Below are 14383 nucleotides of genomic sequence, written 5' to 3' on the forward strand. Positions count from 1 at the left end.
ACTCCACATAATGGGCACTTTTCTGGTGCACTTTCTCCTTCATGAACATATCCACATACTGTACAAACAAATTTTTTCATATCTTTTCTCCTCCTATATATAACATTAATCATCATTCAAAATTCATCTTTTGTTTCTTAATATTTATTATCTTTCGTTCTACATTTATTATTATATAATAATAATTATTATTTGTAAATATATTTTTTCATTATTTTTTCTATTTTTATCCTATTATATAATAAGACTCTTCTTTTTGGCAAATAATTATTTTAATAGACATCTTTTATATATGAAGATATAATTTTATTGTCAATAAATTAATAAAATTATATTAAGGAGAAAAATATGGAAGATAATAACTTAAAAAGAGAACTTGGATTAACCGCAGCAACAGCTATTGTTGTTGGAAATATGATGGGATCAGGCATTTTCACCTCACCTCAAAGTCTTGCCCAAGTTGCAAACCCAACAACAACAATTCTAGCTTGGATAATTACAGGAATAGGTTCTGTTCTGCTAGCTCTTTCTTTTGCTAACTTAGGAACAAAATATCCTACAACAGGTGGTCCTATAGTATATACCCATAAGGCATTTGGGGAATTTACTGCATTTTTAGTAGCCTGGACATTTTGGATTGGTTCATGGATCGGTAATGCCGCTATAATAACAGCAATAATTAGATATTTAACTCCTTTTTTCCCAATACTATCTTCAAATGGATTAATTGCTTTTTTAGTTTCTTCTGCATTCTTATGGATAATGACTTATATAAATTATAAAGGTGTTAAAGAAGCTGGAATTATTGGAATAATTACTACTACATTAAAGTTATTAGTTATACTTGTATTCTTAATAATAGCTGTAATTGGATTTAACCCAGAATATCTTAAGACTTATTCTTCTCCTAAGGTTACTGGATTAGGATCACTTGCACCTGCAATAGCTGTTACCTTATGGTCTTTTGTTGGATTAGAAAGTGCTGTTGTTTCAGGTGGTGAAATAAAAAATCCTGAAGTTAATATTAGAAGAAGTACAGTAATTGGAACAATTTTTGCTTCTATTATATACTTATTGCTTTCAATTTTAGCTATGGGTGGATTATCACAAGCAGATCTTGCTTCATCTAATGCACCTTTATCATCTATAATAAATAATATAACTGGAGGCACTTGGGGTGGATCATTTATATCTCTTGGAGTAGTTATTTCAGCTGCTGGAGCTTGTTCAGGTTGGATAATGACAACAGCAAGAATGGCTTATGCTGCTGGTACTGATGGATTATTTCCTAAATTCTTCAGTAAATTACATCCAAAGTTTAAGACTCCTGTAGTAGCTTTATTTATATCCACACTTTGTACTAATATACTTTTAATTGCTAATTATGTTTCAAGTTTAACTTCAGCTTTCGATTTTATGATAAATCTTGCAACTTTATCATTTATTCCAGCTTATGCATTAAGTGCTTGTGCTGAAATTATCCTTACATACAAATCAGGAAATAAATTAAGCTTTGGTAGATTTATAAAACATGCCTTCTTTTCCTTATTAGCATTTGCATATTCACTGTACATAATATATGGATCAGGATCAGTTTCTGCAATGTGGGTATTTATATTAATGCTTATAGGAATACCATTTTACGTATATAAAAAATTACAAGATAAAAACAAGTAATAAAAAGAGCTATAGTACTAAATTAAAAGTACTACAGCTCTTTTTTCCTTTATCTAATTTCTTTTCCAAAAGGCATTAATGATAACTTTGCTAGCTTAAAACATTGTGCAGCAAATGGTATCCCTACAATAGTTATGCATAATAAAACTGCACTTATTAAATTGCCTATACATAATACTAACCCACCAAATAATAACCATAATATATTTAATAGTAGATTTCCTGAACTATCACTTACAGTAACTACTTCTTTACCAAAAGGTGCAAATTGTAAACTTGCCATTTTAAAACATTGTAATCCCACTGGTATTCCTACTATAGTTAAGCACCAAAGTAATCCTGCAAATAACCACCCCAATGCATTAAAGAATCCCCCAAATATAATCCATATAATATTTCCTAAACAACTCATCTTTATCCCCCTATGATTTTATTTATATATTATATACTACATTTCTAAATTTTAAATAAACTTTTTCTTTAATATAATACAAAAATTTGAAACCATACTTATTTTTTTACGACTGTATATACGAAAGTACTTTAAATACATCTAAATATTAAAGGATATCTTATATAAAAGTTTAATTTATTTAATATAGGGGGGAAACGAATTTCAGATGATAGATGATTTAAATTTTGTAAAAGAATTAAAAAATAAAAATCAAGAGGCTCTACTTTATGTACTAGATACTTACGGGAATCTTATATATAGAATTGCTTACACAAATACAAACTCAAAAACATTAAGTGAGGAATGTGTTAATGATGTTCTTCTTAAGGTCTGGCATTGTATAGATTCTTTTAACTATCCTGATAATAAATTTAAAAATTGGATTGCATCAATAGCAAAACATACAAGTATAGACTTAATAAGAAAAGAAAAGCATCACTTAAATACCATAAATGATGATAATAATACTTTAATATATACAGACAATATAGAATCAGAACAAATTACTAAAGAAGAATTAGAATCGGTAAAAAAATATATTTTGAACTTCAAAGAAATAGATAGAAATATTTTTATTCAACGTTTCTTTTTAAATAAAGATATAAAAGAAATATCTAAACTCTATAATATGACTCCTAATGCAGTTAAACTTAGGATATTACGGGCTAGAACAAAGCTTTCAAAATTAATGAAGGAGGAAAATTAAATATGAATAAATATGAATTAATTGATATAGATGAAGAGTCTCTTGCTGATGTTACGTTATCTAACGAACAAAAAGAAAGCCTAAAAAAATCTTTAAAATTCACCCTTAATTGGTGTTTTATTAATAACACCGATTTAGACATAGACTTTTCCCCCTCTAATATATATTCAACTTATTTAAGTCTTGGACCAGAAAGAGATTATACAATACACTTAATTAAAAATGCAAAAGTTTTACAAAAATTAGTTATTTCTGCATTTAATAAAAAATTCACTCCCAAAAATGAAGAAGTTATTTCCTCAAAGTTTTTAAATATTGGTGCTGGCATGGAATTTAATGATATTGCTCCTTATTGGGGAGAAACTCTTTTCTACTACCAAATGTATATAACTCATAAAAATATATATCTTTATTCATTTAGTAATACTTTTAAAGCTATTAATGAACAGATAATTCCTATAGAAAAAATTGAAACTGTATATCTATCAAATTCCTATAAAGATAATATGAAATTTAGTAATGTAAATTTGGTTATACAATTAAAAGACACTCCATTTTCTTCTAATAAACTATATTTTGTTTCAGATGATCCAAAAGACCCTAAAGATATCCAAGATATTTTATCTACATTATTAAGTTTAAATATTCCAAATACTCTTCCAAAAAGAAAAACTTTATCTAAACTTTTAATAGTTTTTATATTTGTAATATTTGCCTTATTTACTACACTTGGATTACTTGATAGTATATAAAAGCGTACATCTCATGTAAATATTTGGTATAATTAACTTATTAATTTGATTATAGGGGGAATTTAACATGAAGATCACTAAAAAGCTTATAAAGCCATTTGCTACTTTATTGCTAGGCGTTTTTACACTTGGAGCTTTAATTGGATGTGGAAATAAAACACCTGTAGCTGAAGGATATTTATGGACCGCTACTAAAGGGGATGTAACAATTAATTTAATTGGTACTATGCATCCTGCTCCTAGCACTCATAACTTTTTCAATAAAAAAGTAACTAAAATATTAAAAAATACAGATGTTCTATCTGTAGAAGCTGATATTACTGATATAGCTAAAGTTACTGCTTCTCAAGATAAATTGCTAAACACTTCTGATAAAACAGCTAAAAATCAATTGACTGAGGATGAAATAAAAAAAGTTAATGAAATATTAGCACCATCCAATATGAACATTAGTGCTTTATCTGTATTAACTCCTGCTGGTATAGTATCTATACTTGAAAGTACTATGTATCAAGAAGAAAATTATACTACTTCTTTTGATGAACTACTAATAAAAAAATCTCAAGAAAAAGGTATTGAAATTCATGAACTTGAAAGTGTTGATTTCCAACTTGATTTATTGAATAACTTATATACTTGGGATGATGTAAAAGCTACTATAGCAACAGTTACTGATTCTTCGAAAAAAGATGAAACTATCAAATATTTAAAAGATACTTTTAATGCATATGTTGATGGTAATATAGAATTTCTTGAAGAAGATGTTGCAAATATGAAAAAGGAAGTTCCTGAATTCTATGATGCTTTAGTTACTCAAAGAAATATAAAAATGGCAGAAAACATTGATAAACTAGTGAAAGATGGAAAAAATCATACTATAGCTGTTGGATGCAAGCACTTTATTGGTGAAGATAGCGTATTAAAAGAATTAGAAAAGAGAGGTTATACTATAAATAGACTATAGTTGACTTTAACTCATATAAAATATATAATTATTTATACTATTGAATATTTTAGTGCGTTGATTAGAAGTAGTACCATTTAATTATAACTTCAGAGAGCTATTGGTTGGTGCAAAATAGTGTTGTAAACTTGGGAACTTGTCTATGAGCATACTTGTAAAAACAAGTACGGGTAAGCCCGATATAGTTATTGAGTGAGGATATTTTTTATCCTAATAAGAGTGGTACCACGGAAATTTTACCTTTCGTCTCTTAATATAGAGATGAAAGGTTTTTATTTTTATAACAGATTTTAAGGAGGATTTTTAATGGGAAACTACGGAACTGCTGTTGATAAGAAATGGCAAGAAAAATGGGAAAAAGAAGAATTATATAAGTTTAATCCTGAAAATTTAGATAAGAAACTTTATACTTTAGAAATGTTCTCTTATCCTTCAGGTAGCCAGTTACATGCTGGTCACTGGTTTAACTATGGACCAGTTGATACTTGGGCTAGACTTAAGAGAATGCAAGGGTATAATGTATTCCAACCAATGGGATTTGATGCATTTGGTTTACCAGCTGAAAACTTTGCAATAAAGACTGGTATTCACCCTCAAGATTCAACTTATAAGAATATAGAAACTATGGAACAACAATTAAAAGCTATGGGAGCTATGTTTAACTGGGAAAGTGAAGTAGTAACTTGTGCCCCAGAATATTATAAGTGGACTCAATGGTTATTCCTTCAACTTTATAAGAAAGGATTAGCTTACAGAAAGAATGCACCTGTTAACTGGTGTCCATCTTGTAATACAGTTTTAGCTAATGAACAAGTTGTTGATGGTGCTTGTGAAAGATGTAATACTGAAGTTACTAAGAAAGAGCTTACTCAATGGTTCTTAAAAATAACTGATTATGCTGATGAATTATTAGATAAATTAGATGATTTAGATTGGCCTGAAAAAACTGTAGCTATGCAAAAACACTGGATTGGTAGATCTACTGGTGCAGAAGTTACTTTCAAAGTTAAAAACTCTGATTTAAGCTTTGATGTATTTACTACAAGAGTTGATACATTAAATGGTGTAACTTATGTTGTTTTAGCTCCAGAAAATAAGCTAGTAGATAAGCTTACTGCTGAAGAGAATAAGGCTGCTGTTGAAGAATATAAAGAACTTGCTGCTAAGCAAAGTGAAATTGAAAGACAATCAATCACTAAAGAAAAGACTGGTGTATTCACTGGTTCTTATGCTATTAACCCAATCAATGGTAGAGAAGTGCCAATATGGATTTCTGACTATGTACTTGCAACTTATGGTACAGGTGCAGTTATGGCAGTTCCAGCTCATGATGAAAGAGACTTTGCTTTTGCCACAAAGTTTAATCTACCAATTGAAAGAGTTATTGCAGCTAAAAATGGTGAAGAAACTGAACTTCCATACTGCGAACATGGTGTTTTAGTTAACTCAGGTGAATTTGATGGATTAGAAACAGCTGAAGCTAAGGAAAAGATAGTTGAAAAACTAGCTTCTCAAAACTTAGGTTCAATGAAGGTTAACTTTAGATTAAGAGATTGGTTAGTTTCAAGACAAAGATACTGGGGAGCTCCAATTCCTATGATCTACTGTGATAAGTGTGGAACTGTTCCAGTACCAGAAGATCAACTTCCAGTTAAGCTACCTTATAATGTTGAATTTGCTCCAGACGGAAAATCCCCACTTGCTAAGAGTGAAGAATTTAAGAAGTGTACTTGTCCACAATGTGGTGGAGAAGCTACAAGAGAATGTGATACTTTAGATACTTTTGTATGTTCATCTTGGTACTACTTAAGATACCCTGATAGCAAAAATTCAGAAAAAGCATTTGATCCTGAAATAATTAATAAAATGCTACCAGTTGATAAATATGTTGGTGGTCCTGAACATGCTTGTATGCACCTTCTTTATGCTAGATTCATAACTAAGGCATTAAGAGATATGGGATATTTAACATTTGATGAACCATTTACGTCTCTTACTCACCAAGGATTAATCCTAGGACCTGATGGTTTAAAGATGAGTAAATCTAAGGGAAATACAATTTCTCCTGACGATTACATCAAGCAACATGGTTCCGATGTATTTAGAATGTACCTAATGTTTGGTTTTGCTTACACAGAAGGTGGAGCTTGGAGTGATGACGGAATTAAGTCTGTTGCTAGATTCGTAGATAGAATTGAAAGAACTCTTGATTCTGCTAATGAAGCTATTAAAGCTGGAAATGGTAAGTCTACTATAGATAAGGCTGAAAAAGAACTAAACTTCTGGAGACATACTGCAATAAAGGGCGTTTCTGAAGATGGAGATAAAATGCAATTTAACACGGCTATAGCAAGAATGATGGAATTCGTAAATGCATTATCTAAGTATATGCAAGAAGAAACTAAGAACCTTGATTTCTTAAAGGAAGTTATCTTAGACTTCATCAGATTACTTGCACCATTTGCTCCTCACTTCTCCGAAGAACAATGGAACTTAGCTGGCAACTCTACATCAGTATTTAACGAAGCTTGGCCAACTTTTGACCCTAAGGCTTTAGTTAAGGATGAAGTAGAAATAGCTATACAAATTAATGGTAAAATAAAAAATAGAATAAATGTTGCTTCTGACCTTGATGAAGAAGGAATTAAAGCAGCAGCTTTAATTGATGACGTTATTAAACAAAATACTGAAGGAAAAACAATTGTTAAGGTAATTGTTATAAAAGGTAGATTAGTTAATATAGTTGTTAAATAATAGAAAGAGTGTATCTAAAAATTTAGATACACTCTTTTTATTTTTGTGCACTAGCAACCATTAATTATATCTGTAAATAGAGAAGTACTGCTATTAACTATTCCATCCCCTTGTTAAACACCTCTTTAAATCCAGCTAAAACTTTACTTACTAACTCTTCATCTAACTGCTCATAAAATTTAATATATCCAGATTGATCTAATGCTTCTGATAAATCCTTACACATAGCCATCCATGTCTCTGGTACATATACCCAAACTATTTCATCATATTTACAACTCAATAAAAAGTGTTCCATCCCAAAGAAGGAATATTCTTTAATATCATGTAATTTATTAAGCTTAATATAATCTTCTACTACTTGCATAGATAGTTTATATTCATATATATCTGTATAAAAGAAATCGAAACTATCTTTTGAGGCATTGAAGGCATCTCCAACTATAATTTCTATTTTTTCATTTTCTCCAAAATTTCTTTTATAAAGCTCAACTACATCCTCACTAATTTCATACACAACTACTTTTTCAACATCTTGCTTTTTAGCTAACTCCTGTGCTACATATCCTAACCCTAAACCTACAACACCAACTTTACCAGTTGCAAACTTTATAAATTCATATGATCCTTCTATTTCTTTAGAACTTAATCTCATCCAAACTCTTTTATTTTCTCCTATTAGCTCTGGTATAGGTCCAGCAATATCATCACTTTTCGTATATAAGTATCCTTCAACTTTACCACTTAAAGAATCTCTTTTTAAAATTTCAAATTCCCCTATTAATCCACTATCTATTTTATCTTCATACTCTTTTATTTTATCTATTATAAATTCTTTATTATACGGTATCATTAAATTAATTCCCCTTGCTGTAATTATTTGTATTTTAAAGTATAATAGCATAACATATTAGTTAAACTATACATGATAATATTATAACCATAACTAATACCCATGAATAGTATTAATATAAAAACTTCTTGAAAAAATTTGAAGTTATGTTATACTAGGTGTAGTGATATATATTATCAATTAATAGAAATTATAAGTAGGTGAAGTTAATGAAAAATATAACTATAAACGAAGAAGCATATAAAGAATTTAAAGAATTCTTAGACGAAAATAAAGTTGAATCTTATAATATTAGAATCAACTTAGGGGGATATGCATGTAGCGGTCCTGTTTTTAACATTTCTGTAAGTGAAGCAACAGATGCAGATGTAACAGAAGTTGTTAATGACATTACTTTTATTATGGAAAAGAGTTTAGTTGATGAATTTGGTGGATTCATTATCCTTTCAAGCGAAGAAAACCAAGGTAGAGGACTTTCATTAAAGCCTGTAATCGCTCCAGAAGGTAGCGGATGCGGAAGCTGTGGTGGCGGTTGTCACTAATTAAAACATAAAAAGGATGTTGCTAAAATTGCAACATCCTTTTTTATTTAATATATTCCCCTACATTTTCTTTGGTAACAATTACATGAGGTATTCTTATATATCTTTCATCTATACCATTATCATTATTTAATATATTTCCTGATGACACTCTCAAAGCAGTATCAAATATAGCTTTTCCTTGTTTATACGCATCACTAATTACTGTCCCTGTCATTTGTCCATTCTCTATTGCTTTAAGGGCATCATTAATTCCATCTACTCCTACAATTAAAGGCATATTATTTTTGATTTTAGACTTATTTAATACATCTATTGCTCCTAAAGCCATATCATCATTATTACTAATAATAAGCTCTACTTTATCATTATATTTTTCAATCCATCTAGTCACTTTTTCTGATGCTTCAGTTCTTGACCAATTAGCAACTTCACTACCTAACTTTTCTACTTTAATTCCACTGTCTACTAATCTCTTTACACTATATTCAGTTCTTATTGAAGCATCTTGATGTCCTTGCTCTCCCTCTAACATAACATACTGTATTTTTCCATCACCATTCTTATCAACACTACTTTGATCATTTTTATATTTTTCTATTACTATATCTCCCTGCATCATCCCAGACTGTTCAGCTTGAGCTCCAACATAATATACTTTATTCCACATATTCATATCCTCTTCAACTGGCTCTCTATTAAAAAATATAACCGGTATATTTGCATTTTTTGCTTTATTAATTATATTTGCAGCTGATCTTCTGTCAACAAGATTTATACACATTACATCATATCCTTGGTCAATAAACATATCTACTTGCTCATTCTGATTATATTGGTTAGACTTTGCATCCTCAACATTTAAAGTTATATTATAACTCCCCTCATTTCTTTTTTCCTTTGTTATATTCTCTATATTAGATATAATGCTAGAAATAAATATATCATCTTGTTCATATATACTTATGCCTATTTTTATATCCCTAACCTCTTCTTCTTCAACTTTACGGTCATTACATGAAATTAATGAACTATACATATAAATAGTTGATACAACTAATATAAATCTTCTCATACCTTTTCTCATCTTTATACCATCCTAACCATATTATTTCTATTTTATAAAAGGAAATAGTATTTTTTGATTATCGTCCCAATACATATTACTTTTATTAATAACAGAAAAATCTATTGTTTTACTACTAGTATCTTTATTATTTAGTTTATCTACAGCTATTTTCACCCCTAAATAGCCTAAATTAAATTCATTTTGTACCGCAATCGAATTAATTATATCTTCTTCTAAATATGATAATATCTTGTTTGTTCTCCCCATTCCATACAACTCTATCTCTAATTTTTTTTCTTTTTTCATCTTAGCTAATTCTTCTAATATATCTCTTTCAAATGTAACTAAAACATCTATATTTTCTAATTTTATAAAATTATTTATCTGTTGACTATAAGTATTAATATTTTCACCTATATTTAACTCTTTACAATTATTTTTACTATAGTTTATTTCCGATAAAAATCCTCTGTACATATCCTGTAAATTACTTTTATTTTTATTAGTTACTATTATTCCTATATTATTTCTTGTATTTCCATTTCTAATAATTTCATCTGCAATCTTTTTACCAACTTCTTCATTATCACAAGATATTATAGGAATACTATTAAAATCATTAATTTCAGAATTTATTAAGACAATAGGAACATCTTTATATACTTCTTTAATCGTCTCAACTAACCTATTACTATCTGTTGGATTCAATAATATTGCATCCACCTTATCTTTAACTACCTTTTTTATCAAATCTATTTGGGATTCTACTTCATTATCATTGGCTAGAATATAACTTTTAACTTCTACTCTCATGTCTTTGGCAGCTTGATTTATCCCCTCTGATATTACTTTTATATCTTCACTCTTGGTTGTATCCGATATATAAGCAATATTATATATTACTTCTTTATTATCCTCTCTTAATAAAAAGTCTAGAATAAACAAAAATAGTATTATTGCTATTGCTATAAAAATTACAAATATCCTCTTCTTTTGTTTACTCATTTTTCTTGTTTTCCCCCCTTTCATAGTCATCATACTTTATCATAGGTATGTGTATTTTTATAGATGTTCCCTCATCTGGCTCACTATTAATCTCTAATCCATATATAGGCCCAAAATATAATTTTATTCTTTCATTAACATTTCTTAGTCCAACACCAAAGCCCTTTTTACTAGTCTGTACTTTTTCAAGTAATGATTCTACAATATCTTCTGTCATTCCAAGTCCATTATCCTTTACCTCAATAATGGCCTCATTATTTTCACTATAAGCCTTAATATCTATCTCTCCATCCCCATCCATATACTCCATACCATGATATATAGCATTCTCTACTAACGGTTGAACTACTAACTTGATACATGCTAAATCTAAAACATCATCTTCAGCTTGTATTCTATATGAAAATTTATTCTTATAACGTATATTTTGTATTGTTAAATAATTACTTACATGCTCTAACTCATCCCTTAGCTTTATTACATTCTTTCCCTTGCTTAAGCTTATTCTAAAAAATCTTGCTAAGGCTGTAACCATAGTTACTGCTCCTTCATACCTTTCCCCTTCTACCATCCACACTATAGAATCTAATGTATTATAAAGGAAGTGAGGATTTATTTGAGCTTGAAGAGCATCTAGTTCTGTCTTTCTCTTTAGTTCTTGTTCTCTAACTATATTATCCATGAGTGAATTCATCTGAGCCACCATTGAGTTTATAGCTTTACCTAGGTGTTTTACTTCATATGATCCTGCTGTAGAAAAATCAATATCTCTTACACCCTCTTCAAACTTTCTAACTTTATTTTCTAAACTTCTTATAGGAGTTGCTATTCTAGATGATACTACTATATTTATTATTGTTAATATTAATACCCCAAAGAATATAATTAGAATTAAAAATATTCTCATATGGCTATAATTTTCCGTAATATCCTTCATTGGGGTTACGGCTACTATCTTCCACCCAGTATATCCAACAGTTTTGGTAGTAACGACTCTTTCTTCTCCATTAAAACTTTCTACTATAGTTCCATCTTCATAATTTACAGTTTTCTCATTATTTTCATCAATCAAATTTGAATATATAAGCTGCTGCCTTGGATGATAAATTATTTCTCCCTTACTATCTACTAAATAAACATATCCTGATTTACTTATATCTATATTTTTAAATATTTGCTCTATCCCACTAAAATTCATATCTACTAACAATATACCTTGGCTTGTCTCACCATTATAAGTTAACTCTACAGCCCTACTTAATGAAACAACCCACCGATATCTATATGATGGATCTACAAAAAGATTTTGTACATGTGGAGTAGAAAAATGTAGATTCTCTTTTTTATTTGCAGCATTAATGAACCAAGCATTATCCCTAGGCTCTATAGATTCCTTTAATTCCTTATAAGGATACCCTGCTACTATTTCTCCATACTTTGAAAATAACGTTATACTTACAAGAAAATCTTTATTTGTTTCATATAATAAATTCAATTCATTATCTATACTTTCTTTAGAGAAATCTACTTTTTTAATTACGTTATAGTACATTCCATCAGATACTTTCATTATATTTCTTAGATAACTATCTAAATTTAGATTCACTTGATTAACTATAGCTTTATTATTCTTAGATATTATTTCTTCATTTAATCTAACAAATCTAATATATAAAATTTCACCTAACGTAATCATTCCTATTACAGCAATTATTGTAAAAGATATTGAAATTATATATTGTATACCTTTGTTTTTATATAAATTTATCCTCTTCATAGTTATTACCTACTTAACGTTTCTATACCTTGAAGGAGATACCCCAAATTTCTTTTTGAATACATAACTAAAATAATTAGCTTCAGTATATCCAACTTTTTCTGCTATCATATATGACTTATAATCTGTTGTGTTAAGCAAATTTACTGCTTCACTTAATCTAGTACTTGTTAGATAGTTTACAAAATTACTACCAGTCTCCTTTTTAAATAAAGTAGAAAAATAAGTTGGACTAACATGTAACTGAGAACAAATAACTTCAACAGATAGTTCAGGATTACTATAATTTTGGTTAATATATTCTTTTGCTTTTTCAATTAATAATTTGGAGGAGTCCATTCTTTCCCTTCTAATTAAATTATTAATTCTTATTGATTTTTCTATAAACCACTCTTCAGCTTGATTTATAGAATTAAAATCATCTAAGTGACTATAACAATTAAATCCTTCCCCAAAGATCTCCTCCACATTAATATTGTAAGCTTGTACCACCTTTAATAAAGATGTGGTTATTTCTATAAAATAAATTTTGTATTTATTAAAAGGTAATAGAAGTTTTTCTATTCTACAAAATAATTTGCTTATAGAGTCCTTTATTTCTTCATCTGATTTTAACTTAATAACATTTAATAGTTCTCTCTCATCATTTTCATCAAATTGAAGCTGAACTGAATTATCCGGCTCAACATCTTCAATATATAAGGCTTTTCCTGTTCCTAATACCATCCTGTAATGCAGTGCATTTCTAGCCATTTTATAAGAAAATCTAATTTCCTCATACCCTCTAACTATTTGCCCTATACCGGCGGATACTTTTTGCCCTAACACTCTTTCACAACTTTTACAAACTTCATTTAGTCCATTAATTAAATTTATAATTCCATCCTTATTATCTAAATTACTAATTATGATAACCTTTCCAGAATAGATAAAACTAATAGCCTTACAATAATTAACTAATATTTCATCAACTATTTGTTTAATTGATATATCTACAAAATCGTTTTCTTTATGCTTACTACTATCTATAAGTTTATCGTTATATAAAACACCAATAGCAAAGTATGGAAAATTAAACTCTACTCCAACCTTCTTACCAGCTTGTACCCAACTGCTACCTTCTATTCTTCCCTCTATAGTTCCAACCAAAAACTTTTCTTTCATTATTGGAAGACTTTCAAGATAATATTTATTTAACTTCTCAAAATTCTTTTTTTCATTATATTCTTCATCCATAGTATTCTTTAATTTCTTTAAAACCTCAATTAATTCTATAGAATTTATAGGTTTCAAAACATATTCTACTACATTTATTTTAATAGCTTTATGGGCATATTCCAAATCATCAGATCCAGAAAAAATTATAATCTTAGTAGATGGAGATTCTTTATACACATATTCTCCTAATTCTAATCCATCCATAAAAGGCATCTTTATGTCTGTCATAATTATATCTGGCTGAAACTTTTCAACTTTATCTATGGCATCCTTTCCATTTTCAGCATCACCTACTACTGTAAATCCATACTTTTCCCAATCAATCTTCTTTATTATTCCATGTCTTATTTCTTCCTCATCATCTACTATCAATACCTTATATAAATTCATGAACCTACCTCCTATTTATGATAGATTTTTTCTTTTGATACATTTTATACCTGAAACTATTATCTCATCACCTTAATATATATTCAACAAAATAATTTTATATCATACTTATTTTTACACGACAAAAGGGGCTGTCGCACTAAATAATTAGTGCGTAGCTCTTTTTTTGTAAAAAAAATAAATCCCAAACTCTACGAGTTTAGGATTTATGATAAAATATTC

At 28.8% G+C, this 14383-nt stretch carries 13 protein-coding genes and 1 other annotated feature; of the genes, 6 read left to right on the forward strand and 7 right to left on the reverse strand.

The genetic code is table 11. The features are described 5' to 3' along the window. Positions 1 to 80, reverse strand: an 80-nt coding sequence (locus tag KIB46_RS14655; protein WP_363290423.1) for a rubredoxin-like domain-containing protein, incomplete at its 3' end; no start/stop codon positions are given. Positions 81 to 348: 268 nt separating this feature from the next. Here KIB46_RS14655 and KIB46_RS14660 point away from each other — a divergent pair. Next, the gene (locus tag KIB46_RS14660) at positions 349 to 1677 is read left to right on the forward strand and encodes an amino acid permease (RefSeq protein WP_156559421.1); all 1329 of its coding nucleotides are present in this window, start codon (positions 349 to 351) and stop codon (positions 1675 to 1677) included. A gap of 49 nt (positions 1678 to 1726) precedes the next feature. On the opposite strand, the gene KIB46_RS14665 is transcribed toward KIB46_RS14660, so the two are convergent. Continuing rightward, complete coding sequence (locus KIB46_RS14665; RefSeq protein WP_156559419.1) at positions 1727 to 2089, reverse strand: YccF domain-containing protein; 363 nt, start codon at positions 2087 to 2089, stop codon at positions 1727 to 1729. A 208-nt stretch (positions 2090 to 2297) separates the two neighbouring features. Between KIB46_RS14665 and KIB46_RS14670 the strand changes: the two genes are divergently transcribed. The 4 genes from KIB46_RS14670 (at position 2298) to leuS (ending at position 7307) form a co-directional block, all read left to right on the forward strand. Continuing rightward, positions 2298 to 2837: a sigma-70 family RNA polymerase sigma factor gene (locus tag KIB46_RS14670; protein ID WP_291672844.1), complete on the forward strand. Its 540-nt coding sequence runs from the start codon at positions 2298 to 2300 to the stop codon at positions 2835 to 2837. Between the two features lie 2 nt (positions 2838 to 2839). Beyond that, positions 2840 to 3589 (forward strand): hypothetical protein, encoded by a 750-nt coding sequence (locus KIB46_RS14675; RefSeq protein ID WP_291672846.1) that lies wholly within the window; start codon positions 2840 to 2842, stop codon positions 3587 to 3589. A gap of 67 nt (positions 3590 to 3656) precedes the next feature. Next, positions 3657 to 4553 (forward strand): TraB/GumN family protein, encoded by an 897-nt coding sequence (locus KIB46_RS14680; RefSeq protein WP_291672848.1) that lies wholly within the window; start codon positions 3657 to 3659, stop codon positions 4551 to 4553. Between the two features lie 48 nt (positions 4554 to 4601). Then, positions 4602 to 4807 (forward strand) — a binding site (T-box leader). A 52-nt stretch (positions 4808 to 4859) separates the two neighbouring features. Next, entirely contained in the window at positions 4860 to 7307 is a 2448-nt protein-coding gene (gene leuS / locus KIB46_RS14685) for a leucine--tRNA ligase (RefSeq protein WP_291672850.1), read from the forward strand. Positions 7308 to 7404: 97 nt separating this feature from the next. Here leuS and KIB46_RS14690 read toward each other — a convergent pair whose 3' ends face one another. Beyond that, the gene (locus KIB46_RS14690; protein ID WP_291672852.1) at positions 7405 to 8160 is read right to left on the reverse strand and encodes a methyltransferase domain-containing protein; all 756 of its coding nucleotides are present in this window, start codon (positions 8158 to 8160) and stop codon (positions 7405 to 7407) included. Positions 8161 to 8369: 209 nt separating this feature from the next. Here KIB46_RS14690 and KIB46_RS14695 point away from each other — a divergent pair, with 209 nt between their 5' ends. Further along, the gene (locus tag KIB46_RS14695) at positions 8370 to 8702 is read left to right on the forward strand and encodes a HesB-like protein (RefSeq protein ID WP_156559409.1); all 333 of its coding nucleotides are present in this window, start codon (positions 8370 to 8372) and stop codon (positions 8700 to 8702) included. Positions 8703 to 8745: 43 nt separating this feature from the next. Here KIB46_RS14695 and KIB46_RS14700 read toward each other — a convergent pair whose 3' ends face one another. Genes KIB46_RS14700 through KIB46_RS14715 form a run of 4 tightly spaced genes read right to left on the reverse strand, consistent with a single transcriptional unit; the run spans position 8746 to position 14161 of the window. Continuing rightward, complete coding sequence (locus KIB46_RS14700) at positions 8746 to 9789, reverse strand: galactose ABC transporter substrate-binding protein (protein WP_291672855.1); 1044 nt, start codon at positions 9787 to 9789, stop codon at positions 8746 to 8748. 27 nt (positions 9790 to 9816) lie between these two features. Beyond that, a complete protein-coding gene (locus tag KIB46_RS14705; protein WP_291672857.1) occupies positions 9817 to 10776 on the reverse strand; it encodes a substrate-binding domain-containing protein in 960 nt (319 codons plus the stop codon). Continuing rightward, positions 10769 to 12553, reverse strand: a complete 1785-nt coding sequence (locus KIB46_RS14710) for a sensor histidine kinase (protein WP_291672859.1) — start codon at positions 12551 to 12553, stop codon at positions 10769 to 10771. The genes KIB46_RS14705 and KIB46_RS14710 overlap by 8 nt, the downstream gene beginning before the upstream one ends. A 9-nt stretch (positions 12554 to 12562) precedes the next feature. Continuing rightward, positions 12563 to 14161, reverse strand: a complete 1599-nt coding sequence (locus KIB46_RS14715) for a response regulator (RefSeq protein WP_156559401.1) — start codon at positions 14159 to 14161, stop codon at positions 12563 to 12565. Positions 14162 to 14383 lie beyond the last annotated feature (222 nt).

The organism is Clostridium sp., assembly GCF_018372875.1.
Taxonomy (GTDB): Bacteria; Bacillota; Clostridia; order Clostridiales; family Clostridiaceae; genus Clostridium.